Annotated in this window: 25 protein-coding genes and 8 tRNA genes; 15 read left to right on the top strand and 18 right to left on the bottom strand. The window is 28.2% G+C overall.

Annotated elements, in window-relative coordinates:
* The first annotated feature begins 22 nt into the window (after positions 1-22).
* From ACR82Z_RS04120 to gap, 6 genes are all read left to right on the top strand, one after another.
* Positions 23-151, top strand: coding sequence for a hypothetical protein (locus ACR82Z_RS04120; protein ID WP_435129165.1), 129 nt, complete (start codon positions 23-25; stop codon positions 149-151).
* Between the two features lie 94 nt (positions 152-245).
* Positions 246-2693 carry a DEAD/DEAH box helicase family protein gene (locus tag ACR82Z_RS04115; protein WP_435129163.1) on the top strand — a complete coding sequence of 816 codons (2448 nt, stop codon included), beginning with the start codon at positions 246-248 and terminating at the stop codon, positions 2691-2693.
* A gap of 251 nt (positions 2694-2944) precedes the next feature.
* Complete coding sequence (locus tag ACR82Z_RS04110) at positions 2945-4123, top strand: IS256 family transposase (protein ID WP_435129161.1); 1179 nt, start codon at positions 2945-2947, stop codon at positions 4121-4123.
* Positions 4124-4331: 208 nt separating this feature from the next.
* Entirely contained in the window at positions 4332-4688 is a 357-nt protein-coding gene (locus ACR82Z_RS04105) for a hypothetical protein (protein WP_435129158.1), read from the top strand.
* A gap of 946 nt (positions 4689-5634) precedes the next feature.
* Positions 5635-6624, top strand: a complete 990-nt coding sequence (locus ACR82Z_RS04100) for a hypothetical protein (protein ID WP_435129156.1) — start codon at positions 5635-5637, stop codon at positions 6622-6624.
* Between the two features lie 213 nt (positions 6625-6837).
* Positions 6838-7833, top strand: coding sequence for a type I glyceraldehyde-3-phosphate dehydrogenase (gene gap, locus ACR82Z_RS04095; RefSeq protein ID WP_435129154.1), 996 nt, complete (start codon positions 6838-6840; stop codon positions 7831-7833).
* Positions 7834-7870: 37 nt separating this feature from the next.
* Here the strand turns inward: gap and ACR82Z_RS04090 are convergent, their stop codons facing one another.
* Positions 7871-8287 carry a Dps family protein gene (locus tag ACR82Z_RS04090; RefSeq protein ID WP_435129151.1) on the bottom strand — a complete coding sequence of 139 codons (417 nt, stop codon included), beginning with the start codon at positions 8285-8287 and terminating at the stop codon, positions 7871-7873.
* Between the two features lie 99 nt (positions 8288-8386).
* On the opposite strand from ACR82Z_RS04090, the gene ACR82Z_RS04085 reads away from it, so the two are divergent.
* Positions 8387-8812 carry a hypothetical protein gene (locus ACR82Z_RS04085; protein WP_435129148.1) on the top strand — a complete coding sequence of 142 codons (426 nt, stop codon included), beginning with the start codon at positions 8387-8389 and terminating at the stop codon, positions 8810-8812.
* Between the two features lie 21 nt (positions 8813-8833).
* Here the strand turns inward: ACR82Z_RS04085 and ACR82Z_RS04080 are convergent, their stop codons facing one another.
* The 3 genes from ACR82Z_RS04080 to ACR82Z_RS04070 are packed head-to-tail and all read right to left on the bottom strand — an operon-like array spanning position 8834 to position 10151.
* On the bottom strand, positions 8834-9154 hold the full coding sequence (locus ACR82Z_RS04080) for a hypothetical protein (RefSeq protein WP_435129146.1): 321 nt from the start codon (positions 9152-9154) through the stop codon (positions 8834-8836).
* A 20-nt stretch (positions 9155-9174) separates the two neighbouring features.
* Entirely contained in the window at positions 9175-9399 is a 225-nt protein-coding gene (locus ACR82Z_RS04075; protein WP_435129143.1) for a hypothetical protein, read from the bottom strand.
* A complete protein-coding gene (locus ACR82Z_RS04070; RefSeq protein ID WP_435129141.1) occupies positions 9399-10151 on the bottom strand; it encodes a hypothetical protein in 753 nt (250 codons plus the stop codon). Before ACR82Z_RS04070 ends, ACR82Z_RS04075 begins: the two co-directional genes overlap by 1 nt.
* Before the next feature lie 50 nt (positions 10152-10201).
* Between ACR82Z_RS04070 and ACR82Z_RS04065 the strand changes: the two genes are divergently transcribed.
* Both ACR82Z_RS04065 and ACR82Z_RS04060 read left to right on the top strand, forming a co-directional pair.
* Positions 10202-10582: a hypothetical protein gene (locus ACR82Z_RS04065; protein WP_435129138.1), complete on the top strand. Its 381-nt coding sequence runs from the start codon at positions 10202-10204 to the stop codon at positions 10580-10582.
* A 10-nt stretch (positions 10583-10592) separates the two neighbouring features.
* Positions 10593-10847 (top strand): hypothetical protein, encoded by a 255-nt coding sequence (locus tag ACR82Z_RS04060; protein WP_435129136.1) that lies wholly within the window; start codon positions 10593-10595, stop codon positions 10845-10847.
* An 18-nt stretch (positions 10848-10865) separates the two neighbouring features.
* On the opposite strand, the gene ACR82Z_RS04055 is transcribed toward ACR82Z_RS04060, so the two are convergent.
* Positions 10866-12200 (bottom strand): IS256 family transposase, encoded by a 1335-nt coding sequence (locus ACR82Z_RS04055; RefSeq protein WP_435129133.1) that lies wholly within the window; start codon positions 12198-12200, stop codon positions 10866-10868.
* Between the two features lie 113 nt (positions 12201-12313).
* Here ACR82Z_RS04055 and ACR82Z_RS04050 point away from each other — a divergent pair, with 113 nt between their 5' ends.
* Positions 12314-12556: a transposase gene (locus ACR82Z_RS04050; RefSeq protein ID WP_435130642.1), complete on the top strand. Its 243-nt coding sequence runs from the start codon at positions 12314-12316 to the stop codon at positions 12554-12556.
* Positions 12557-12576: 20 nt separating this feature from the next.
* Positions 12577-13089: a transposase gene (locus ACR82Z_RS04045; RefSeq protein WP_435129130.1), complete on the top strand. Its 513-nt coding sequence runs from the start codon at positions 12577-12579 to the stop codon at positions 13087-13089.
* Positions 13090-13252: 163 nt separating this feature from the next.
* On the opposite strand, the gene ACR82Z_RS04040 is transcribed toward ACR82Z_RS04045, so the two are convergent.
* A complete protein-coding gene (locus ACR82Z_RS04040) occupies positions 13253-15034 on the bottom strand; it encodes a PTS transporter subunit EIIC (protein WP_435129127.1) in 1782 nt (593 codons plus the stop codon).
* The gene (locus ACR82Z_RS04035; RefSeq protein WP_435129125.1) at positions 15034-15363 is read right to left on the bottom strand and encodes a hypothetical protein; all 330 of its coding nucleotides are present in this window, start codon (positions 15361-15363) and stop codon (positions 15034-15036) included. The genes ACR82Z_RS04040 and ACR82Z_RS04035 overlap by 1 nt, the downstream gene beginning before the upstream one ends.
* A 181-nt stretch (positions 15364-15544) precedes the next feature.
* Here ACR82Z_RS04035 and ACR82Z_RS04030 point away from each other — a divergent pair, with 181 nt between their 5' ends.
* Genes ACR82Z_RS04030 through nagB form a run of 3 tightly spaced genes read left to right on the top strand, consistent with a single transcriptional unit; the run spans position 15545 to position 18223 of the window.
* Positions 15545-16393: an N-acetylmuramic acid 6-phosphate etherase gene (locus ACR82Z_RS04030; RefSeq protein WP_435129122.1), complete on the top strand. Its 849-nt coding sequence runs from the start codon at positions 15545-15547 to the stop codon at positions 16391-16393.
* On the top strand, positions 16393-17493 hold the full coding sequence (gene nagA, locus ACR82Z_RS04025; protein ID WP_435129119.1) for an N-acetylglucosamine-6-phosphate deacetylase: 1101 nt from the start codon (positions 16393-16395) through the stop codon (positions 17491-17493). The genes ACR82Z_RS04030 and nagA overlap by 1 nt, the downstream gene beginning before the upstream one ends.
* Positions 17494-17500: 7 nt before the next feature.
* Complete coding sequence (nagB, locus tag ACR82Z_RS04020) at positions 17501-18223, top strand: glucosamine-6-phosphate deaminase (RefSeq protein ID WP_435129117.1); 723 nt, start codon at positions 17501-17503, stop codon at positions 18221-18223.
* 580 nt (positions 18224-18803) lie between these two features.
* Here the strand turns inward: nagB and ACR82Z_RS04015 are convergent.
* The gene (locus ACR82Z_RS04015; protein WP_435129114.1) at positions 18804-19454 is read right to left on the bottom strand and encodes a transposase; all 651 of its coding nucleotides are present in this window, start codon (positions 19452-19454) and stop codon (positions 18804-18806) included.
* Positions 19455-19769: 315 nt separating this feature from the next.
* Between ACR82Z_RS04015 and tuf the strand changes: the two genes are divergently transcribed.
* A complete protein-coding gene (gene tuf / locus ACR82Z_RS04010) occupies positions 19770-20963 on the top strand; it encodes an elongation factor Tu (protein ID WP_435129111.1) in 1194 nt (397 codons plus the stop codon).
* A 72-nt stretch (positions 20964-21035) separates the two neighbouring features.
* On the opposite strand, the gene ACR82Z_RS04005 is transcribed toward tuf, so the two are convergent.
* From ACR82Z_RS04005 to ACR82Z_RS03960, 10 genes are all read right to left on the bottom strand, one after another.
* Entirely contained in the window at positions 21036-21650 is a 615-nt protein-coding gene (locus tag ACR82Z_RS04005) for a signal peptidase II (RefSeq protein WP_435129108.1), read from the bottom strand.
* Positions 21643-24315, bottom strand: a complete 2673-nt coding sequence (gene ileS, locus ACR82Z_RS04000; RefSeq protein WP_435129105.1) for an isoleucine--tRNA ligase — start codon at positions 24313-24315, stop codon at positions 21643-21645. The genes ACR82Z_RS04005 and ileS overlap by 8 nt, the downstream gene beginning before the upstream one ends.
* A gap of 102 nt (positions 24316-24417) precedes the next feature.
* A tRNA-Phe gene (locus tag ACR82Z_RS03995) sits at positions 24418-24493 on the bottom strand.
* Between the two features lie 2 nt (positions 24494-24495).
* Positions 24496-24571, bottom strand: a tRNA-Asp gene (locus ACR82Z_RS03990).
* Positions 24572-24573: 2 nt separating this feature from the next.
* Positions 24574-24650: transfer RNA gene (locus ACR82Z_RS03985), tRNA-Met, on the bottom strand.
* Between the two features lie 36 nt (positions 24651-24686).
* A tRNA-Ser gene (locus ACR82Z_RS03980) sits at positions 24687-24779 on the bottom strand.
* A 4-nt stretch (positions 24780-24783) separates the two neighbouring features.
* Positions 24784-24859 (bottom strand) — tRNA-Ile (locus ACR82Z_RS03975).
* Between the two features lie 22 nt (positions 24860-24881).
* A tRNA-Met gene (locus ACR82Z_RS03970) sits at positions 24882-24958 on the bottom strand.
* 5 nt (positions 24959-24963) lie between these two features.
* A tRNA-Ala gene (locus ACR82Z_RS03965) sits at positions 24964-25040 on the bottom strand.
* Positions 25041-25044: 4 nt separating this feature from the next.
* Positions 25045-25121, bottom strand: a tRNA-Pro gene (locus ACR82Z_RS03960).
* Between the last annotated feature and the right edge of the window lie 114 nt (positions 25122-25235).

Raw genomic sequence — 25235 nt, 5'->3', positions numbered from 1 at the left:
TAAACAATACAAGGAGTCAAAAATGATTAAAGCATACAAAACAACCGAACTAAAAAATATTTTAGATAAAGAATTATTAACTAACGGAATCGATAGTGAAATGTTTTGATTAGCATATGAATATTCTAATTTAGAAAAAATGGTAAGTTAACTGAATATTTGTTAATACAAGATAATAAATTATCCCTTTAAATGAAGAAGAATATCAACAAATTACAAAAACCAAAGAAAATTAAAGGAGAATAATGGAACTAACTAATTCACAAACAGAAGTTGTTAGCGAACTAACTTCTTATGTTATTTCAAGTTTAGAAAGCAATACAGTTGATTATCAAATTTTTAAAGCACCAACAGGTTCTGGTAAAACTTTTATGATTTTAAATTTTATCGATCATCTTGTTGAATGATCAAAAGATAACCCTGAAGAAAAATTAGTATTTTATATAAATACTCTCTCAACTGCTTGTTTACCTCAACAACTTGAAAAGAGTTTTAATAATTACAAACAATACATCAAAAACAAAGACTTGGTGATCAAACGACTTGAATCCCCTTCTGCTAAAGCAAAAACTAAAAAGACCGAACAAACATTTGAGTTTTTTGCTGAAGAAAACAATGTTTTTATTGCTGGTAGTTCATCATTTACAGCCAAAAGTCTTTATACCATCTACGGAGCAGTAGATAAGTTTTTAGATCAAATTAGAAACAATAAATACAAACTTATCTACATCCGCGATGAAGCACACCACGGAGGTGATGCGGATATTAAAATCCGTGAATCTGAAGAAGAAAAGAATTATGAAGCAAAAATGCAATCAGCTGCTGCATTTGTGGTAAAAATGAGCGCTTCACCTAAAAGTGGTGAAAACTTAGTAGAACTTAAGCATCAAAGTTTGCAAAATGATAATATACAACTTTTAAAAACTAAAAAGAACTATAATGTCGGTATTGGTAGTTTAGATGTTTTAGATGATGAAATCATTTTAAGAAAAGCATGTGAAAAGTTTAAAGAAATCAAACAAAAATACAATGATAACATCAATCAACCTCACCTCATCGGAATCAATGCAGCAATGCTAATTCAAGTTAATAACGATAGCAAAGACAAAGAAAAAAGTGCAAAATTTAACCAAAACATCGATATGATTATCAAAGTATTAGAAGAAAATAACTTAAAATGAGTTAAATATTTTGATAACACTAAATCTGATTGTTCTACTGTAATAGATTCTAATATTAGATTAGCAGGTGGTGATACACTTTTTGATATCTCTAGAAATAATTCACCAGTTGATGTTATCATTTTCAAAATTGGACCCGCAACAGGATGGAATATTCCTAGAGCTTGTATGTTAGTGCAACTGCGTAATGTGTATTCAGGGACACTAAATACACAAACATTAGGAAGAATTAAAAGAAATCCAGTTCCTGTTGACAACTTACCAGCAAACAGTGCTGCATTAGAATACTATATTTATAGTAATGTAGACATTAAAGATCAACAATACCAAAAACTTGTTCTTAAGGATAAATATAAAAACAAAACCTTTATCTCTGGGCATATAGAAAACTTTGTTAAATGAAATGAAGTTGATGAAAATGAATATCAAAAACAAGCTATCGATGAGATAAATAAGTTTTTAGTTGATGATTTTACAAAAGAATATCAAAATATACTAAATGAATTTAAACAAAATAAATTTATTGTAGCTGAAAAAAGAGATTATGGTGATGGGCACTTTGTTACATATAAGGTTAAAAATTTAATTGAAATTAAAATTTTTAACCTAAAAGAACTTAAAAAACATAAAGACTACTTAAATGAAAACATAAAAAAACACATCAATAATTTCTTTACTGAAAATAAACTTAATCAGCAAATCAATCACACAATGCTGTGATATCTATTTATTCAAATTAAATTACCAGTTTTTGTTAATTTAAATAAAAGTTTAAAGAAACAAAAAAATGAACAAAATAACTTAGTTTTTGCTGTTGATGACAAATCAACATTAGAAGAGCGCATCCAAATCTTACAAGAAGAGCGAACCCAAGAGATTTTTAATAATAATTATGCATATAAAAAAGAAAAACTTGATCCAAATCAAAAGGATTCAAATAAATTAGAACTTGTTTATGATTCAGTACCTGAGAAAATTTTTATCGAGAAGTTAAATGCTTGAGATAATAAACACTCTAAAGCAAAATCTGATGATAAAAATAATGTAGAAATTATGTTTACTAAAAACATTCCTTTTAAAGGAATTGGTTTTGAATACATCGCAGATCAGGAACTAAGAACATCTTTTGTTGATTTTATCATTAAATACAACAATCACGAAATACATATTGAAGTAAAAGCATTAAATCAAAATAACAGCACAACAAATGCTCCAGCAAAAACAGAATACATCAAAAATGCTTATAAAGAATATGTAGAAGCATACCAAAAACAAAAGACTAAAGAAAACAATAAGCACTTTAGTTTAATTATTGCTTATGTATCAACAGATCCTAAGAATCCTATTTATTTCAAAGGTCACAGTGATATTTATTCATTAAATAAAAAACTTAATGAATCAAAAGATCCAAAAGGTATTCCGATAGTTTTAGACACACTTTTAGAATGACCTGCTGATTTAAATGAACGAGATGTTGTGAATAATACACAGCATAATAATCAAGCTGCATAATGTATTTTTATCTCTTTTTCATTAGAATATGAAAATATACAAATTTTACTTCACAAATAAACAGAAAATTGCTCACATTTTTGGCTTTCTGTTTTTTTTTTTTTTTGTTCTATCATTAGGAAAGAAAGGGACCTTAAAAAAAGTTGTGTATTCATAACTGAGTTATCTTCACAAAAAAAATTTTTTAAAAAATATTAAAAAAGAGTGAAACTCCTTTAAAATTGTATGTGAAATAAAACAAAGGAGAACACATGACAGATATTATATCAAAAAATTTGTTAATTTCAGAAAAGATTAATGAAATAAAAGAAAATGGGTTTAAATTCGTAGCAGAATTTTCAAGAGATATCATTACTAATATAATGAATGCAATCTTAAAAGAAGAGTTTGATGAGAACTTAAAATTTGAATTTGAAAATTCTAAATATGAAAAGAAAAATACACGAAATGGTTATTATACAAGAAGCACTAGATACACCTATTGGAAAAAAGCATTGCTAAATGTTCCAAGAGATAGAGCAGGAAGAATTAAAAGTAAATTATTTACCAGATATAGTCGAAGAAGTGATGATCTTACTCAGATGATAATGTCCTTTTGCAAACTAGGTGGTTCTTATAAAGAAATCACTGATTTCATTGAGAATTCTACAGACATAAAAATGTCAAGACAAACAATTTCTAATATCTTTACTACTACAAAGGAAAAGGTAGATGAATTCCAAAATAGAAAGCTACCAAAGAAATTTCAAGCAATTTTTCTTGATTCTACTTACTTTTCCATCAAACGAGGAAGTTATGCAAAGGAAGTTATAAATATCGTTATGGGAATTGACGAAAATGGTTATAAGCAAGTGCTAAACTTTGAAATTTGTCCAAATGAAAACAAAGGAATTTTTAGAGAATTATTACTAAAAATCAAGGAACAAGGTGTAGAAGAAGTTGAAATTTTTGTCTTTGACGGTTTACCTGGTTTAGAAAATGTTGTAAATGAAATTTTTCCAAAATCTAAGACTCAAAGATGTCTTGTATACATTCAAAGAAATATTGTGTCTAAAGTAAGGGTTTCTGATCGTAAAGAAATTTCTAATGATTTTATGTTGATTGCAAAACGAAGTAATATAATTTGAAGCACAAAAAGAACTAGAAAACTTTGTATCAAAATGAACTATAAAAGGTTACAAAAAGAAGTCTCATATCTTTTGCAAATGCAAAATTTATTAACATTTTTGATTTTCCACCTGAAAAGCGTAAATCTATTTATACAAAAATCCAATCAGATCCTTAAACTCGAATATGAAATTGATTTTAAAAAGAAAAAGTTTCATTTCCTAGTACGGAAAGTTTATCACTGCTTTTTAGCACATATTTTTGATAACTGAAATATTGACAGAAGTTTTAGAGCAACAAACGGATTTAGAAATATTGGTTAAACTTCGATTTGGTATTGAAAAACCTGCAAAATATAAAGCAAAAGAACAAAAGATTACTTTTGTTCGCTTTATTTTGCGGGTTTTTCAAAAAAATTTTTAAATTTTTCTGATAAGATGCTATTATATATACTACTTACCTTTTTATAGGATATAACTTAGATTTTATTAAAATACACAAGAATTTTTATAATGTCGAAAGAAAGGGCCTATGTCAAGAAAATTAACCCTGTTTAAAATGAACTTATCAACTTTGGTGTTAAGTTCAGTAACTATGTTATTAGCTATATATGTTTTAAATGTGTTTTATTTGAAAATAATGTATAATTTAGTAATGTCAACAAAAGATGAAAAACTCAAACAACTAAAATTAATAATAAATTCATGAATAAAGTCATTTACTGACCTTCCGAATGATGTTAAAGAAGTATTAGCATCTTATATTACTTCATGAAATAATAGTAAAGATATAACAATAGAAAAACCTAAATATTGTCATAGATGTGGATCTGTAAAGATACACAAGCACGGTTCAACAAACAACATCGCCTCGTTATGAGATGTTTAGATTGTAAGAAAACTTTTAGTAATTGCACTGGAACAGTTTTTGAAAGACTAAGAAAAACACATCAAGTTTAAATATCAAATGTTTCTTGAGTGTCATTTAAAGAAATTAACACTTAAAGAAACTGCAGCGATTTGTGGAATTAATTTAAAAACAGACTTTTGTTTGAAGACATAAATTATTAGATTTTATTAAATCTAAGCAAAAAGAATCAGATGTCAGTAGTGGAATAATCGAACTTGACGAAATATATTTTCTTGATGTAAAAAAGGTAGACACAAGAACGGAATAGGTAGAGCAGCAAGAAAACGTGGAAAATCTTTATACTATAACTCAAAAAGAGGTATAAATAGTGATTTAGATTGTGTTTCTACTATGGTTGATAGAAATGGGGAATCGCAATTTCTTATTTAGGAAAAGGTAAACCTTCTGCAGAAAAACTATATTTTGCTTTTAAATACAAAGTTAAAAATCCTGAATCTGCAAAATTTATAACTGATGGGGAAACATCATATAAACCTTTTATAAATAAGATAGGTGCATCTCATTATATTGTTGATGTTTCTAAGAAAAAATCTTTTGTTTATAAAGAAAATTCAGATAAAACAAAAAGTGTAAGGGAAAAATTACATATACAAAATGTTAATAATTTTCATCGCAAGATTAAAGAATTAATTGAAAATGTATATAACGGAGTTTCAAGTAAAAATTTAGATAAGTATATAAATTGGGTAAAGTGAACAAGAATAAACAAAGGAAATCATTATTCAATGATGATAAACTTTAAATAAATTTTTAACAAGCAGGTAAAAATAAGACAAAAAGATTTTTTGGATTCTTAAAATATAACAAAAAATAAGAATTTAAATTAAATAATAAGTTGTTTTTTAGTTTTTTAACAAAAACATTTAAAATTATTTAAAAACACACATTTAAAACATAAATAGCCATGTTATTTTGATTAATAACAACTATTTTAATTTTTACCCCAGTAAATGCATATGGTAGAGTTTCATATAACCCTGAATATGTCTTTACAAGCAGCATACCATATGAAGTATTTACAATTATGAACATCTTTATATATTTATCAGTTATAGCAATGTTGATATCAATTTTTGCAATTACATTGCAAGATGCTAAAAAAGATGAAACAATAGCAAAAACAAGAGCTTTTGCTATATCAAATTTTGCTTTGATTCTTATTGCACAACCTGTGTCTTGATTACCAGGTATATCAATTATCGGATTAGTTATTCAAGTTGCTATTACAGTTTTATTAGCTATATCAATGGTTAAATTAAAACCAGCAAAAGTGAAAGCACAAACACAAGAAATTATAAAAGAGGAAAAAGTTTTACAACAACCTAAGATAGAAAGTGCATTGGTTTCTAATATAATTTCAAATGACAAGAAAGAAACATCTAATTTAAAAGTCATTAAATCCTTAAATATATCTGCATTATTTTTTGTAACATTGTATTTAGTAATTTTAATTATTAATTTATTAATTGATACTTTTCTTTCTTTTCCTTATTTATATAATGTGTATGTGGTGAAATATTCATTTAATGTATTAAATTATGTTTTTATTATAACTGCATTTCTTATTAGCATATTTTTATTTGTTAAAATTACAATAATAAATAAATTTGAATTAACAAAAAAACTTAAATCTTTCTTTTTATTAGTGGTATTAATGATTCTTTTTGTATCAGTATTATCTCCGTTTAATTTAAATCTACTAATGAATATTCGTGCCTTTTCATATTGACACCGAGAAAGTTACCCAAATTGAAGTATCAATAGTTTCGATGTACCTAAAGAAACACCAATATATTTTACAAATTTATGAATAATCATATTACTTGTTGTCGTAATTATTTTACTTTCATACACACAAAATTATTTAAATAAAGAATATAAGACAAAATCGTAATCTAAATCTTTGAAATTCAATTCACTTCTATAAAAATATTTGTAAGAAAATTTAACAAGTTATCTAAATTATCTAAATATAATAAAATGGCAACAATAACAACTATTTCCCACCATCCTCATCAATCCATCATATCTATATATTTATATTTTTTATTTTAAAAAAAGTTTATAATATGCAAGATATACATTTTAATTAACAGAAAGGTAAAATATGAAAAAAGTAGCAATTAACGGATTCGGAAGAATTGGTAGATTATTTTTCCGTAGATTATTAGAACAAAATTCAAACTTAGAAGTTGTTGCAGTTAACGATCTTACAGATTCAAAAACCCTAGCACACTTATTAAAATACGATACAGCATTTGGTAAATTAGGTGTTGAAGTAGTAGCTAAAGATGGTGCTATCGTTATCGATGGGAAAGAAATTAAAGTATTCGCAGAAAAAGATCCAGAAAACCTTCCATGAGGTGAACTTGGAATTGATGTAGTTATTGAATCAACTGGATTCTTTACTAAAAGAGATGGTGCTTCAAAACACTTAAAAGCAGGTGCTAAAAAAGTTGTTGTTTCTGCACCATCAGAAAAAGATGTTAAAACTATTGTATTTAATGTAAACCACAATGAATTAACAAGTGATGATACACTTATCTCTGCAGCATCATGTACAACAAACTCATTAGCACCTATGGTTAAAGTTTTAGTCGATAACTTTGGTATTAAATCTGGATTTATGACAACTATCCATGCATACACAGGAGATCAAAGACTTCAAGATGCTCCACATAGAGACTTACGTAGAGCTCGTGCAGCAGCAGCAAATATGGTTCCTACTTCAACAGGAGCAGCAAAAGCAATTGGTTTAGTAGTTAAAGAAGCAGCAGGGAAATTAGACGGTTCAGCAATTCGTGTACCATTAATTACAGGTTCATTAGTAGACTTAACTGTTTTATTAGAAAAACAACCTACAGTTGAAGAAATTAATGCAGCAATGAAAGCAGCAGAATCAGAAAGTTTCAGATATGAAACCGATGAAATTGTTTCTTCTGATATTATTAAAGAAACACATGGATCAGTATTTGATTCAAAATTAACTTCAATCAAAGAATCGCCAGAAGGTAACTTATATAAACTCTTCTCATGATATGACAATGAAATGTCATATGTATCACAACTTGTTAGAACAGTTATTTACTTTGCTAACTTATAATAAGCATAATAAAATCCGGTTCCCCGGATTTTTTATACTATTTTGACATCGCATCAAATTGTCATAATCATTTATCTAATGATAATAGCACTTCATCAAAAATAGGTTGAACTCTAGCACTTCATTCAAAACTTTCAGCAAGTTGTAAAAGTATTTTTAAATCATTCACAAGCACTTTAAGAACTTGTTTATAATCAAAGATTTGTGAAGTTAATTCAGTGATTTTAGAAGCTTCTAGCACTTCTGTATAACTTCCTAAAGCGACTTCACCTTTCATAACAACTTTTTCAGCAATCTCATCTACAAAATTTAAAACATCATCTTTTAATTTATCACTTTGTGCATGAATTTCAAAGAATTCTAATCCTTTAATGTTTCAGTGGATGTTATTAATTTTTTGATAAAACACTTGTAAGCTTGCTTGCATTTCTTTTAATTTTTGTATTTCATTCATATTTCCTCCTTGATTTATTTTACCATATTCATATGATATACAAATCTTTACTATTACAACATACCATAGAAGATGGTATAATTTAAAAAAGGAAAAAAAGTGAAATTTAAAGCAAATTTTTTTGTTACTAGTGGACTGGTTGCATCAATTACTCCTGTAGCAATTGTTGCATCTTGCAGCAGCGAAAATAAGCAAACTCTAGCTACTTCATTTACAAAACTTTATATCAATCAATGACAAGAAGTTAAAAATAAATCAGTAAAAACAAAAACTCAGTTTGAAATTGAAAAAGCTGTTGATAAAATTATTTTAAATCAGGATTCTCAGTTATTACAAAAAGTAAACAAATTGATGATAAATACCTATAAATTGCTTCCTGTAATTAATACTGAAATAAATTCAGGTTCATTTGATTATACTAAGAGTTTTAAAGTAGGTGATGCTAGTTCGTACAAGGATGTTTTAAATCTTTTAAAAGAAATGATGCAGAAAGCAGAAGATATCATTTTAGACAATGAAAATTAAACATCTAGTTTCTAGATGTTTTTATAAAATTGATACAAGTTCATTACTAAAATTCGAAATATCTTTCATCTTTGAAATAGATAAGGTTAATTTGTAATTAACCTTATTATCAGGATTCATTTCTACTAATTTTTTTAATTTACCATCGATATTTATTCAGTGATCACGTTGTTCTTTTTGATGGATGTATTTAAAACTAGTCTTTGGGATAATACGATAATAAGCATTGGTTAAAGAAAACCCGATGCATATTAAATAATCATAATTATAATTCGGATTTAATACACTGAATTGAAAGGTCTGATTTTTACTACCTAATCTTGCCGATTTAATTTCCAGCAAGATTTTTCTTGGTTTTTCAATTACAATATCATATTCATTATGAATGCTTTTTCATTTTTTGATGCATCAAAATCTATATTAAGTTTTTTAAGAATTTGTTTAACAAACTCTTCACCAATGCTACCAATTGCATTTCCTTCGAACTCAATAATCTTTCAAAAAATATTTTCTGTATTCTTTTTATCCAAACCTAATCGATGATATTTATCTTCAATAATTTTTAGTAATAAATTATTTATATCCATTAAAACTCCATTTCAAAGCCATTATCTAACAGTAAATCATAAATATGGCTTTTACCAATATGTCTACATGAATTTGTAGCAAGCGAACTATATTTATTTCAGTCTGCATTGATTAAAATGTTTTTAAGATTATCTGCTATTTTTGCATCAGATGTTTTTATCTTAATTGCTACCCCACTACCATATTTAACATCATTAAAGTCATATACAACTGAATTTCTCTTAAAAAATGTCGATGCAAGATAAAAATCAGCTTTCTCTTCAAAAATCCAGCGCTTACCACATTCGCGATTTTTAGCAGTAGATACTATATATATATCTAAATACTTACTAAAAGGGTTCTTTTTACCTAATGAATACCAATTAAAAGTATTTAATTTATCATTTATATGATTTTTCGATCATATTTGAAATACACACTTAACATCTACATCAGAGTTATCAGAAGTATAAAAAGAATTCTTAGGTAACTGTTCACTATAGATTAAATTTAAACCTTTTACACGATATCGTACACTACCTTTTCCTTTGCTATCAAAAAACATTGGTAATATGAAGCAAACAAAATCTGCATCCTTGGAATAATTTATAAACTCTAGAGCCAAAACTCCATGATGTCCAAACGGGGGATTACCAATAACTATAAATGGTTTATTAGGAAGTTGATATTTTAAGTAATTACTTTTTATAACATCACTTCTTTTTGGGTCTAAATCTATACCAATTCTTTTATTAATTGGTAATAAATCCAAAAAACACCCTCCTGAATTTCCCACTTTAATGTATTTTGTAAAATTAAATTATGGAAAAAGAAAAATTAGAATACTACTTTAAACCTGAGACATTATCAAAATTTGATGAAGGTCAAAAAGAAGTTTTAGAATTAATCATTAATACCAGAAATCTTAATAAGGATCATTTAAAAATCGCCGCAGATGTAAGGTATTCAGCAATACAGATGTTTCAGATATATCTAGCATTGAAAAAAGATGATAATATTGACAATCTTTTCTATATTAGACCAAAATATCCACTACAAGAAATAAGAGCAACAAGAAAGGATATTGAAAATATCGAACGGATTAAAATGCTTCAAAATATTTATGATTCTTTAAGTAAATCACATAAAATTATTGAATCAAAATTAAATGATGTCTATTCTGAGGCTTCAAAAAAATGATAGAGGAATATGTATGCAAAAAGAACAAGAAAAATTAGAATACTATTTTAAACCTGAGACATTATCAAAATTTGATGATGACCAAAAGGAAATCTTAGAATTGATTATTAATAAAAAGGGATTTAATTATAAAGATTTATATCCAATAGCTGATGAGAGATTTTCTCCTTTACAAATGTTTCAAATATTACTTGCATTAGTAGAGGATGTGAAATATTCATTTTTTAAAAATGCAAAATGACATTATAAAAATTCTTGTGTATTTTAATAAAATCTAAGTTATATCCTATAAAAAGGTAAGTAGTATATATAATAGCATCTTATCAGAAAAATTTAAAAATTTTTTTTTGAAAAACCCGCAAAATAAAGCGAACAAAAGTAATCTTTTGTTCTTTTGCTTTATATTTTGCAGGTTTTTCAATACCAAATCGAAGTTTAACCAATATTTTCTAAATCCGTTTGTTGCTCTAAAACTTCTGTCAATATTTCAGTTATCAAAAATATGTGCTAAAAGCAGTGATAAACTTTCCGTATTAGGAAATGAAACTTTTCTTTTTTTAAAATCAATTTCATATCTCGAGTTTAAGGATCTGATTGGATTTGTTGTATAAATAGATTTACGCTTTTCAGGTGGAAAATCAAAAAATGTTAATAAATTTTTGCATTTGCAAAAGATATGAGACTTCTTTTTGTAACCTTTTATAGTTCATTTTGATACAAAGTTTTCTAGTTCTTTTTGTGCTTCAATTATATTACTTCGTTTTGCAATCAACATAAAATCATTAGAAATTTCTTTACGATCAGAAACCCTTACTTTAGACACAATATTTCTTTGAATGTGTACAAGACATCTTTGAGTCTTAGATTTTGGAAAAATTTCATTTACAACATTTTCTAAACCAGGTAAACCGTCAAAGACAAAAATTTCAACTTCTTCTACACCTTGTTCCTTGATTTTTAGTAATAATTCTCTAAAAATTCCTTTGTTTTCATTTGGACAAATTTCAAAGTTTAGCACTTGCTTATAACCATTTTTTCGTCAATTCCCATAACGATATTTATAAACTTCCTTTGCATAACTTCCTCGTTTGATGGAAAAGTAAGTAGAATCAAGAAAAATTGCTTGAAATTTCTTTGGTAGTTTTCTATTTTGGAATTCATCTACCTTTTCCTTTGTAGTAGTAAAGATATTAGAAATTGTTTGTCTTGACATTTTTATGTCTGTAGAATTCTCAATGAAATCAGTGATTTCTTTATAAGAACCACCTAGTTTGCAAAAGGACATTATCATCTGAGTAAGATCATCACTTCTTCGACTATATCTGGTAAATAATTTACTTTTAATTCTTCCTGCTCTATCTCTTGGAACATTTAGCAATGCTTTTTTCCAATAGGTGTATCTAGTCGTTCTTGTATAATAACCATTTCGTGTATTTTTCTTTTCATATTTAGAATTTTCAAATTCAAATTTTAAGTTCTCATCAAACTCTTCTTTTAAGATTGCATTCATTATATTAGTAATGATATCTCTTGAAAATTCTGCTACGAATTTAAACCCATTTTCTTTTATTTCATTAATCTTTTCTGAAATTAACAAATTTTTTGATATAATATCTGTCATGTGTTCTCCTTTGTTTTATTTCACATACAATTTTAAAGGAGTTTCACTCTTTTTTAATATTTTTTAAAAAATCTTTTTTGTGAAGATAACTCAGTTATGAATACACAACTTTTTTAAGCGTCCCAAACAAATTAATTTACCAAAACCAGAAGTTTAAAAATACTTCTGATGAAGAACTTGTTATTAAATCTTTCAAAGAAAATAAAGGTTTATATGGTCGTGTAAGATTATCGATTTACATCTACAAAAAATATAAAATAAACCTAAATTACAGGAAAATAGGGAGAATAATGAACAAATTTTCTTTAAAATGTCTCGTTAGACAAAAGAAAAGAAAAAAAGAAAAAAGGATATAAATGTAAAATTTATCGATCTTGTGCAAAGAGATTATAACGGTGAAAAGAATAACATTGTTTCTATAGATGTTTCATATATTACTGCTCCAAAAGATTCAGAATCAAATCATTTATATTTATCAGTTGCAATACATCACAAAACAAAGGCTGTTGTGTCTTGAAACCTTTCAGAAACAAATGACACAAAACTTGTTATTGAGCATATTTCAAAAATTCATTTTAAAGATAAATGAATACTTCATTCCGATCACGGATATCAATATTCTTCAAAAGAATATATAAAGTTAACACAAAAATTAAATGCTCAAATTTCAATGTCACGAATAGGAAATTCACTAGACAACAGAGAATCAGAATATTTCTTTTCTGTTATAAAATCAGAATGCTTAAATTTATACAACTTAAATAAATTAACATTTAACGAAATTTATCAATTAATTGATGAATATATAAATTTTTATAATAAAATTAGATTCCAATCAGTTTTAAATTGGAAAACTCCACAACAATGTTGGAGAGAATTCAATTTTTAACAAAACACATTTTTAGTACCACAAAAGTGTCCATGTTTATTTTATGCTTTTTATGTTTCTTTATTTTGCAATATTTTTTCTTTATTCCACTTCTTTATTTTAATTAATCTTATTATAAAACTATTTAATATAAAAAGATGACACATCTGTGTCATCAAAATTATTATAATTCTGCTCCTTTATTTGATGTAATCTGGTTATTAATACTTTCTGCTTCGACTCCCACTATTGCTTGAAATGATTTTTCAGAAACTTTTACTAAACCAAATACACCTGCTTTTTTCAAATCTTCTTCAGATACTTTACTTCCATCTTTAACTTCATAACGAAGTCGTGTTGAACAGTTTTCAAAAGTTGTTATATTATCTCAGCCACCAAAAGCTTTAACAATATTTCTTGCTTTTGTTGAAAAGCTACCATCATTTGCTTCTGGTGAGACAACTTCTTTTATTTCTTCTTCTGAACGTATGATACCTTCACCACGACCAGGTGTTGATAAGTTAAATCCTTTGATAAATCCAACCCCTACACCAAAGTAAGCAGCAGCAGTTACAAATCCTATCGGGAAAATTCATCCTGGGTTAGCAAATACTCTTGCTGCGCCTGTATAACCTGATTCATTGATTATTCTTAATGACTTAGGTATTGAAGTAATGTAGTCTAATAATCCAGCTGAAAATCCAAATCCTAATTGTATTCCAAATGCTCTTGTTATAAATGCAAAGATACCTGTTAAGATTGCATGTGATAAGTATAAAAGTGGAGAAACATATAAGAAAGCAAATTCAATTGGTTCTGTAATACCTGTTAAAAAGCTTACAATTGCTGCTGAACCATATAATGAAGCAACTTTAATCTTTTGTTCTTTGGTTTCTGCTGAATAAACAAATGCACCAACTAAAGCAGGCAATCCGAACATCATCATTGGGAAGAAACCTGCTTGGAAGATACCGCCTGGGTTGCCTTTTGCTTGTCCTTGTAAGAAAATTAGAATATCACCATTAACAGTTTGTGATGGATTACCTTCTTTTGGTCATTCACCTAATTGGAATCAGAAGATGTTATTTGGAATATGATGTAATCCGAATGGAATTAAAAGTCTGTTTAAAAATCCATATACACCCATTATTCCCGCTCTTGTAAAGCGCGCTTGTGCTGATAAATTAAATGATTCACCTTGTTTTGATGTTACGGCTTTTGACATCGCTTCTGAAATAGCAAAAATCACATAACCGATTCAAGGGAAAATAACTGCTCAAACAATTGTAAATAATGTTGATGCAATAATAGCAACTGCTGGAACTAATCTTTTTCCACTAAAGAATCCTAATACTTTTGGCAATGCAACATTGTTTGAGTGATTATATACAAATGCAGTTAAAGCACCTACTACAATACCATTAAGTACATTTTTAGCAAGAACATCATCTGTTTTCTTTCCAAAAATTGTATGAAAACCGGTAGAAACTACTTGATAAGTTCTAGTAAATTCTTTAAATCCTGTTCCTGATTTTGTATCTTTTGGCGAAGATGCTACAAAATCCTTAATAACACCTGTATCAGTATCTACATAACCTTTATGTACAAACAAAGTTCCATAATACACATCGGTTAAAGCAACCATTAAAAAGGTTAATATCATTATTCCAATAAATCCAGCAAATGCTGCTTCACCCCGTTTGTCTTTTGTGAAAGCAAATGCTACACCTACTGCAAATATAATGTATAAGTTTGAAAATACTGCATCACCACTTTTTAATAATAATGATTGCACAAACTTACCAAACGGAGAATCACCTGGTAATTCTGCTCCGATTCTTAACAAGATCGCAGCAACCGGTAGCACCGCAATCGGAAACATCAATGCTGATCCTATACGTGAGAGTTTTGTCATTCATCCTTTAGCTAACCCACCTGAAAATGTTTTTTTAGCAGTTGTAGTCATTATTTACCTCCTGCTTTAGCTAAAAGAAGTTTTTTCTTCTTCAAAAAGAATCCATGTGAAGCAATTGTAGCGATAATTGCTCCAAAAAAGCTAAGAAAGAATAAGAATCCCATTGCACCTATCACATCTGATCGAAATTTTTTGAAAGCAGCAACATATGCATCATAATGAGCACCTAGTTTTTCTTTTGAAAACCCGTGACTGTTTTCTGTGAAACCTCCAAATAATCCGATAAGTATGATTAAGAAGACAATAAATAAAGTTCATAAAATAATATAAACTCATTGCGACCAGTGCAAGTCTTTGAGTTTTTTTAAAAATTTATCCATATAACCTCACTGAGTGATTTACACTCTAAAATATTATAAAATCATTTTCATATACAAATGCTAAGATGAAAAAATTTTTCATATTTTTTGTTTTATTAATGATGTTTAATATAAAAAATAAAAAAATTTTTTATTTAACATATCAAATAGACTTCCATAATAAAATAATTGCGAGGTTGTTATGAACAAACATTTAGATACATTAAATTATAAGCAACTTGTAAATATTTTTGCTGAATCAAATAAAGATGTAATCAAAGCATATAATAATTTGAAAAAAGATATTATTCAACTTGCTAAGCAATGTGTTAAAGTCATCAAAAAAAACGGTAGAATATTTTATGTAGGTGCTGGTAGTAGTGGAAGAATCGCTTTATTAGATGCTTTAGATATTTTACCTACATTTGGAGAGTTAAATTGATTCAAATACTCGATGGCTGGTGGAGATGCAGCAATCTTAGCGTCATTAGAAGGCTATGAAGATGATTATAACTTAGGTTACTGTGATGCAAAAAAAGAAAATATTAATAATAAAGATTTAATCATCGGTTTGTCTGCATCGGGAAATACTAAATATATAAAAGGTTTTTTTGTTTATGCAAAAACTACTAATGCAAAAACTACCTTGATAGCAAATCAAAAAAATGGAGACTGTGAATCTGTTTCAGATGATGTTATAGTTGGTGATGTAGGTAAAGAAGTTATTTCTGGTTCTACTCGTTTAAAAGCAGCGACTTTGCAAAAACTTATCTTAAACACTATCTCATCAATTACTGCTATAAAACTAGGTAAAGTATATGATGATTTAATGATTGACTTAATTCCTAAAAACGAAAAATTAGTTAAGCGTAGCATTGATATTTTAAAACAAATAACACATATATCTGCATTAGATGCACAAAAGTTATATTCAGAAGCAGATCAAAATATTAAAGTTGCTGCTGTAATGCATTTAAATAAAGTTGATAAAATAAATGCGATTAAGCTATTAAAAAAATCACATAATAATTTAAGGGAAGTAATTGGATAATGAAAATAAAAAATGTTAAAATTATAAATTATAACAACATCATTGATTGTGCTGATATATATATAAAAGATCATAAAATACAAAAAATTATACCAAATCAAAATCAAGCAAAATATATAGCAGTTCCTGGATTTATCGATACACATATACACGGTTTTTATAATTACGATGTTATGGAAGGAAGCGATGCGGTTTCTGCTATTTCAAAAAAACTTGCTCAACATGGAACAACTGCTTTTATGCCTACATTGATGACAAATCAGTGACAAAATATTTTAGATGTTTTAGACGATGTGAGTAAAAATGCTAAATATGTTTCAAGAAATTTAGGTTTGCATTTAGAAGGTCCTTTTATTGCAAATGCTAAAAAAGGAGCACATAAATTTGAGTATCTTAAAAAACCAACTGTTTCAGATATCGAACAACTTATTAATGCATCACAAAACACACTAAGAAAAATATCATTCGATCCTGATGTGGTAGATATAGAAGTATTTAAACAGATGCAAAAACACAATATAATAGGGTCTATCGGACATTCAGCAACTGATTTTGAAACTGCATCAATCTTCTTTGATAATGGTTGCAAATCTGTATGTCACTTATGAAATGCAATGTCAGGAATCGACTCAAGAAACCCAGGTTTGCTTCAGGCTGCATTAATGAACGAAAACACTTATGTAGAAATGATTTTCGATTTATTTCATATTTGTAAGCAGTCTATTTGATTCACTATCAAAAATAAAGGTTTTGATAAAATTATTGCTGTTTCAGATGCAATTAAACCTGCTTATTATAAAGATGGAGAAAATATTTCAGGTGATATCCCTGTTATAAAAGATGGATTAAAAATAACTTTAAAAGACAGTAATACTATTGCAGGTTCAGGTATCAGTATACACGATGCTTTTAAAAACTTATTGAGTATCAATGTAAATTCTTGTGATGTAGTAAAAATGACATCATATAATGCTGCTAAATACTTAGGATTAAATAAAAAGTTAGGCAAAATTAGGATAGGTTATCTAGCAGATATAGTATTAATGGATTATAATTGAAATATTAAAAGTGTTTATATTGATGGAAAAAAGGTAAACTAAGGAAAATATGAAAGTTATAATTAAAGAAAATTCAGATTTACAAGCTAAATATGCAGCAGATTTAATAGCAGATGCTATTAAATCAAGACCTAATTTAAACATTTGCTTTCCAACTGGTAACTCTCCTATAAAAACATATCAATTATTGATTCAAAAATATCAAAATAAAGAGATTTCTTTTAAAGATGTTACAACATTTAACCTTGATGAATATGTTGGAATTGATATAAAAAACCCTTGCTCATACCATTATTTTATGTTCAATACACTTTTTAATTATATTGATGTAGATAAATCAAATATTAATCTGCCAAACGGAATAGGAAATATTGGTTTAAATGCTAAAAAATATGAAAAGTTAATAGCAGAAAAAGGTGGTATAGATTTAATGATACTAGGAATCGGTATCAATGGACATATTGCATTTAATGAACCAGGTTCAAAAATCAATGATACAACTCGTGAAGTAATTTTGACTGAAAGTACTATAAATGCTAATAAAAAGTATTTTGACAATATAAAGTTAGTTCCAAAAACAGCTATATCAATGGGTATCGGAACTATATTAAAAGCAAAAACAATTATTTTATTAGCAGATGGAGATTCAAAAGCAGAAGCAATTACAAAAACAATAAATGGTCCTGTTTGCTCGGATGTTCCTGCTAGTTTCTTACAAACACATAATGATGTAACTATAATTTTAGATGCAAAAGCAGCAAAATTATTATAAAACTTTCAATAAGGAAAACTTATTGATTTTTATAATAATTTATTGGCTATTTATGTTTTAAATGTGTGTTTTTAAATAATTTTAAATGTTTTTGTTAAAAAACTAAAAAACAACTTATTATTTAATTTAAATTCTTATTTTTTGTTATATTTTAAGAATCCAAAAAATCTTTTTGTCTTATTTTTACCTGCTTGTTAAAAATTTATTTAAAGTCTATCATCATTGAATAATGATTTCCTTTGTTTATTCTTGTTCACTTTACCCAATTTATATACTTATCTAAATTTTTACTTGAAACTCCGTTATATACATTTTCAATTAATTCTTTAATCTTGCGATGAAAATTATTAACATTTTGTATATGTAATTTTTCCCTTACACTTTTTGTTTTATCTGAATTTTCTTTATAAACAAAAGATTTTTTCTTAGAAGCACCAACAATATAATGAGATGCACCTATCTTATTTATAAAAGGTTTATATGATGTTTCCCCATCAGTTATAAATTTTGCAGATTCAGGATTTTTAACTTTGTATTTAAAAGCAAAATATAGTTTTTCTGCAGAAGGTTTTACCTTTTCCTAAATAAGAAATTGCGATTCCCCATTTCTATCAACCATAGTAGAAACACAATCTAAATCACTATTTATACCTCTTTTTGAGTTATAGTATAAAGATTTTCCACGTTTTCTTGCTGCTCTACCTATTCCGTTCTTGTGTCTCACCTTTTTTACATCAAGAAAATATATTTCGTCAAGTTCGATTATTCCACTACTGACATCTGATTCTTTTTGCTTAGATTTAATAAAATCTAATAAATTTATGTCTTCAAACAAAAAGTCTGTTTTTAAATTAATTCCACAAATCGCTGCAGTTTCTTTAAGTGTTAATTTCTTTAAAATGACACTCAAGAAACATTTGATATTTAAACTTGATGTGTTTTTCTTAAATCTTTCAAAAACTGTTCCAGTGCAATTACTAAAAGTTTTCTTACAATCTAAACATTCATAACGATAAGCATGTTGTTTGTTGAACCGTGCTTGTGTATCTTTACAGTATCCACATCTATGACAATATTTAGGTTTTTCTATTGTTATATCTTTACTATTATTTCATGAAGTAATATAAGATGCTAATACTTCTTTAACATCATTCGGAAGGTCAGTAAATGACTTTATTCATGAATTTGTCATTAATTTTAGTTGTTTGAGTTTTTCATCTTTTGTTGACATTACTAAATTATACATTATTTTCAAATAAAACACATTTAAAACATATATAGCCAATTTATTTTATATAAATCAATCATTTAGTAAATAAAATCATAGAATAAAGCCTTAAAAGCATAATCTTAATGATTAATGAATATAAAAAATATGGTAAAATATATTAATACAAAAAGCAATTTCTAAATTATATAAAAGAATTTGCTAAAATTATTGGTGCTTATGGACAGGACCTAGATGAAAGACTAGGCTATGGTTGGTTTTAGCGCTAAGACAAACTAAATTAATTTAAATCATAAACAATATGAAAGGAATATTAATATGGCAAAATTAGAATTTGATCGTAGTAAAGAACACGTTAACGTTGGAACCATTGGACACGTTGATCACGGTAAAACAACTTTGACTGCTGCTATTGCTACAGTTTTATCTAAAAAAGGACTTTCAGAAGCTCGTGATTATGCTTCAATCGATGCTGCTCCAGAAGAAAGAGCTCGTGGAATTACAATTAACACAGCACACATTGAATATCAAACTGAAAAACGTCACTATGCTCACGTAGACTGTCCTGGACACGCTGACTACGTTAAAAATATGATTACCGGAGCAGCTCAAATGGATGGTGCTATCTTAGTTGTTGCTGCAACCGATGGACCAATGCCTCAAACTCGTGAACACATTCTTTTATCAAAACAAGTTGGTGTACCTCGCATCGTTGTATTCTTAAATAAATGTGATATGCTAGAAGGTGATGAAGGTGCAGAAATGATCGACCTTGTTGAACTTGAAGTTCGTTCACTTCTTACAGAATATGGATTTGATGGAGATAATGCTCCTGTTATCCGTGGTTCTGCATCATTAGCATTATCAGGTGATGCAAAATGAGAACCAAAAATTATGGAATTAATGGATGCGGTTGATACATACATTGAAACACCTATTAAAGACTTTGAAAAACCTTTCTTAATGGCTGTTGAAGATGTATTCACAATTACAGGACGTGGAACAGTTGCTACAGGACGTGTAGAGCGTGGAACACTTAAATTAAACGAAGAAGTTGAAATCGTTGGTTTAAAACCTACTAAGAAAACAGTTGTTACAGGAATTGAAATGTTCCGTAAAAACCTTAAAGAAGCACAAGCTGGAGATAATGCTGGATTATTACTTCGTGGAGTAAACCGTGAAGATGTTGAACGTGGACAAGTTTTAGCAAAACCAGGTTCAATTATCCCTCACACAGAATTTGAAGCAGCTATTTATGTTCTAAAAAAAGAAGAAGGTGGACGTCACACACCATTCTTTAAAAACTATAAACCACAATTCTACTTCCGTACCACTGATGTTACTGGTGGAGTTGAATTTGATGCAAAACGTGAAATGGTTATGCCAGGAGAAAACGTTAACTTAAAAGTTAAATTAATCGCTCCTATCGCTGTTGAAGCAGGAACCAAATTCTCTATCCGTGAAGGTGGACGTACAGTTGGTGCTGGTTCAGTAACAAAGATTATTAAATAAACAATTTAAAAGTCGGGTTTATATCCCGATTTTTTAATGCTTTGCAAACTAAAACAAGCAAATATGCTTGTTTTAGTGAATTATTAAATCCCTATGTCTTTTAAGGTCTCTAATTTTGTTCTCTGGTATCAAACTACCGATAAGCAATAAAGCAATTCCGGTGAAAATTAATGAATCAGCAAAATTAAATGTGCCATCTCTATTTAAAAAAGGTATAAAGAAGATGTCTTTAACATAACCACTAAAAATAAAACGATCTAACATATTACCTAAATCACCCGCCAATATTATTCCTACAAATATTGCACGTATTTTATTATGTTTATCTAAAAACAATCCATATGTTAAAATAAAAATAAACAAAATGATTGAAATGGTTTGAATTAAAGTTGTATTACGGGTTTTAGCAAAGGTAATACCCCCGTGTCAGATGCTTCGTATCCCAAGTAGTGGCGAAACTGTGTAACTATTTAATATAGATTCAGCAGGAAATCTTTGACCATTATAAGATACTTCAAAATTTTGATCCAAAGTTTTTATTGAACCGTGATTAAATAATAGATTCTTTGTCATTTGATCTATAAATAAAAAAACTATTAGTGAAGCAAAAATAAATATATATGTTATTAAAATACGTTTTTTATTTACAGATAAGTAGTTTTTTAATATTTTTATTTTTTTATTCATGAAACTCTCTTACAATTTGCTCACATTGATTACATAAATCATTTTTAACATTTTCTTTATCAAAATGATTTCAACATCTTAAGCATTTTAATGAATCAAATTTTTCAACTTTTAATTCATTTCCCTGTGTTATTTTTCCTACCATTAATAATGTTTTTAAATCAAGTTTAGCTATTAAATCAGATGTTTTAGGTAAAAATAATTCTAATTCATTTGATCGCTTCACTAAATTAGCTTTAATCGCATTTTCAATTAGCACATTAACTTTATCACGTAGTTCAAAAAATTCTTTATATGAAATGATCAATGATGCATCATATGTTATTTCAGAAAGTTTTGGTAAATTTTCTAAAAATACTGATTCATATTTATCTTTTTTATTAAAGAACTCATATGCTTCTTCGGATGTGGTAGGTAAAATTGGAGCAAGCGCTATTATAAGAAATTCGACTATCTCATACATATTTGCAAGTGTCATAAGTCGTTGTGGATCGTTTAATGAACGAACATACAAAATATCTTTGGTAACAGACAAATAGAAGCTAGAAAGCTCAACAACATAGTTTGAAAGCAGTTTTACAACCATTAAAAACTTATATTCGTCATATGCTTTAATTACATTGTATTTTAATTCTTGAAGTTGTTGATAAATAAACTTATGGATTCCGGTTCTTTTAACGTCTTTAGAATATTCAAAATTATTTAAGTTACCAAGCAAGAATTTAATGGTATTTCTTAATTTACGGTATATTTCGGTATTTTGATTTAAAATATCTTCACTTATTGAAATGTCACCTTGATATTCTGAATTTGCAACTCATAATCTTAAAATCTCTGCACCACGTTTATTGATAATATCAGAAGGTTCAATTGAATTACCTTTTGACTTAGACATCTTATTTCCCTTAGCATCTACAACGAAACCATGTGATATAAGATTTTTATAAGGTGTTAATCCTTTATATGCAACTGAATTAATAATTGATGAGTTGAATCAACCACGATATTGATCAGTTCCTTCTAAATATAAATCATATGGTGATTGTAAATTCGGTTCAATTACAGCAGCAACACTCGAAACACCTGAATCAAATCAAACATCCATAATGTCTTTTTCCTTAGTAAAACCTTGATTTTGATATTTTAAAGGTAATAATTCTTCAGTTGATTTTTCTCATCAAATATCAGTTCCGTATTTTGCTACTAAATCTATAACATGATCAAATAATTCTGAATCAAAAACTGGTTTTCCATCCTTATCATAAAAGATAATTAGTGGAACTCCTCAACTTCTTTGACGTGAAATAGTTCAATCAGAACGATTTTGGATCATTGAATATAAACGTTTTTTTGGTCATGCTGGATAAGTAGTAACATTATTTTCAATTTGATCTAAAATTTGCTCTCTAATTTTGTCAATTGAAACAAATCATTGTGGTGTCCCGCGAAAGATAATTGGTTTATGAGTTCTTCAATCATGTGGGTATGAGTGCTTAAATCTTTCAAAGTGTAATAATTTGTTTGCTAAAAATTCTGATATTTTCTTATTTGCATCCTGATAAAACATCCCATCAAAATCAGTATTGGTATTTTCAATATAACCTTTATCACAAATATGCATAATCATCTGTAACTTATTTTTTTGTCCAATTAAAAAGTCATCTTCACCAAACATCGGAGCAATATGAACTAAACCTGATCCTGATTCAACACTAACATGATGCCCAATCACTAATGGAGCATGAAACTTCAAAATTGGTGTTAAATATTCAATATTATAATTTAAAATTTGTGAACCTTTAAAAACTGAAACAATATCATATGTATCTCAACCACATTTTGATGCAACAACAGTTAATAAATCAGTTGCAATGATATAAAAACTTCCATTATTTTTTACACGGGCATATTCAATATCTAATCCAATCGCTACCGCTGCATTAGCCAATAATGTTCATGGAGTTGTAGTCCAAATCACTAAATTATCACCAGTTTTAACATTTTCAAAATTACTTGCTACAACTTCAAAAGCAACATATATTGATGGTGAAATTACATCTTGGTATTCTACCTCAGATTCGGCTAAAGCACTTTGGGAACTAGGTGATCAAAATACAGGCTTTAATCCTTTATATACCAATCCATCCATTACCATCTTTTTAAAAACCTTTAGCTGCATAACCTCATATTGTTTATCTAAGGTTATATATGATTTTGAAAAATCAGTAAATAATTGTAAAGATTTAAGTTGGTTTCGTTGGTTATCAACTTGTTGTAAAGCATATTGAGCTGCTTTTTTACGTAAAATTACAGGATTAAGTTCATCCTTATTTAATTTGCTCTCAGTAAGCATTTTATGTTCTATTGGTAAACCATGTGTATCTCAACCAAATACAAATGGTGAATAAAACCCTGATAAAGATTTATATCTAACAATAATATCCTTTAAAACTCTGTTTAATGCATGACCAACATGAATACCTCCATTAGCGTATGGTGGACCATCGTGCAAGATATACTTTGGGTTATTTTTATTTTTTGATAATACTTTTTGGTAAATTTTAGAACTTTCCCAAAACTGACGATATTTTGGTTCTTTAACTAATAAATTAGCTCTCATTTCATAATCAGTTTTTGGCATATTTAATGTCTTTTTATAGTCCATATTTTTCTCCTTTTTTATATCTATATATTTTAGCAAAAAAATAAAAATTGCTATATTTTATAAACTAATTTACTGCAGTTTATAAAATATAGCAATTTTTGATGGTGGCTCCGGCAGGAATCGAACCAGCGACACACAGAGCTTCAATCTGTTGCTCTACCAACTGAGCTACAGAGCCAATGGCGGTCCAGACGGGGATCGAACCCGCGTTCTCCTCCGTGACAGGGAGGCGTATTAACCACTTTACCACTGAACCATTGGTTGCGGAAACAGGACTCGAACCTGTGACCTTCGGGTTATGAGCCCGACGAGCTACCAAACTGCTCCATTCCGCGATATGTTCTATAAATTCATATTATGTTAAGTTATGGTGGCGGGTGATGAGGGATTCGAACCCCCGCGGGCCGTAAAGCCCCTGGCAGTTTTCAAGACTGCTCCCTTCAACCGGACTTGGGTAATCACCCATATTGGTGGACCCAACAGGATTCGAACCTGTAACCAACCGGTTATGAGCCGGTTGCTCTAACCGTTGAGCTATAGGTCCATTTCCGAATTTATAGATTTTTTGGTAGCACCAAAGAGAGTCGAACTCTTGACCTTCCGGGTATGAACCGGATGCTCTAACCAACTGAGCTATAGTGCCATAAATGGTGGAGAGTATGGGATTCGAACCCACCACCTCCTGCGTGCAAGGCAGGCGCTCTAGCCAAATGAGCTAACCCCCCGAAATGGTGAAGAAGACAGGATTTGAACCTGCGACCACTACAGCCCAAATGTAGTGCTCTACCAAACTGAGCTACTTCTCCGTGTATTGGCTATAGTATTATACAATAAAACTATATATATCAAAAAAACTTTTCTTATTTATTGCTTATATATTTTAGCATAATTTTGTAAAAATAAAAACATAAAATTTTAGA

It is taken from the genome of Mycoplasma sp. 6243, assembly GCF_051200785.1.
Lineage (GTDB): Bacteria > Bacillota_I > Bacilli_A > Mycoplasmatales > Metamycoplasmataceae > Mycoplasmopsis.
This window is presented reverse-complemented; position numbering and strand designations above follow the sequence as displayed.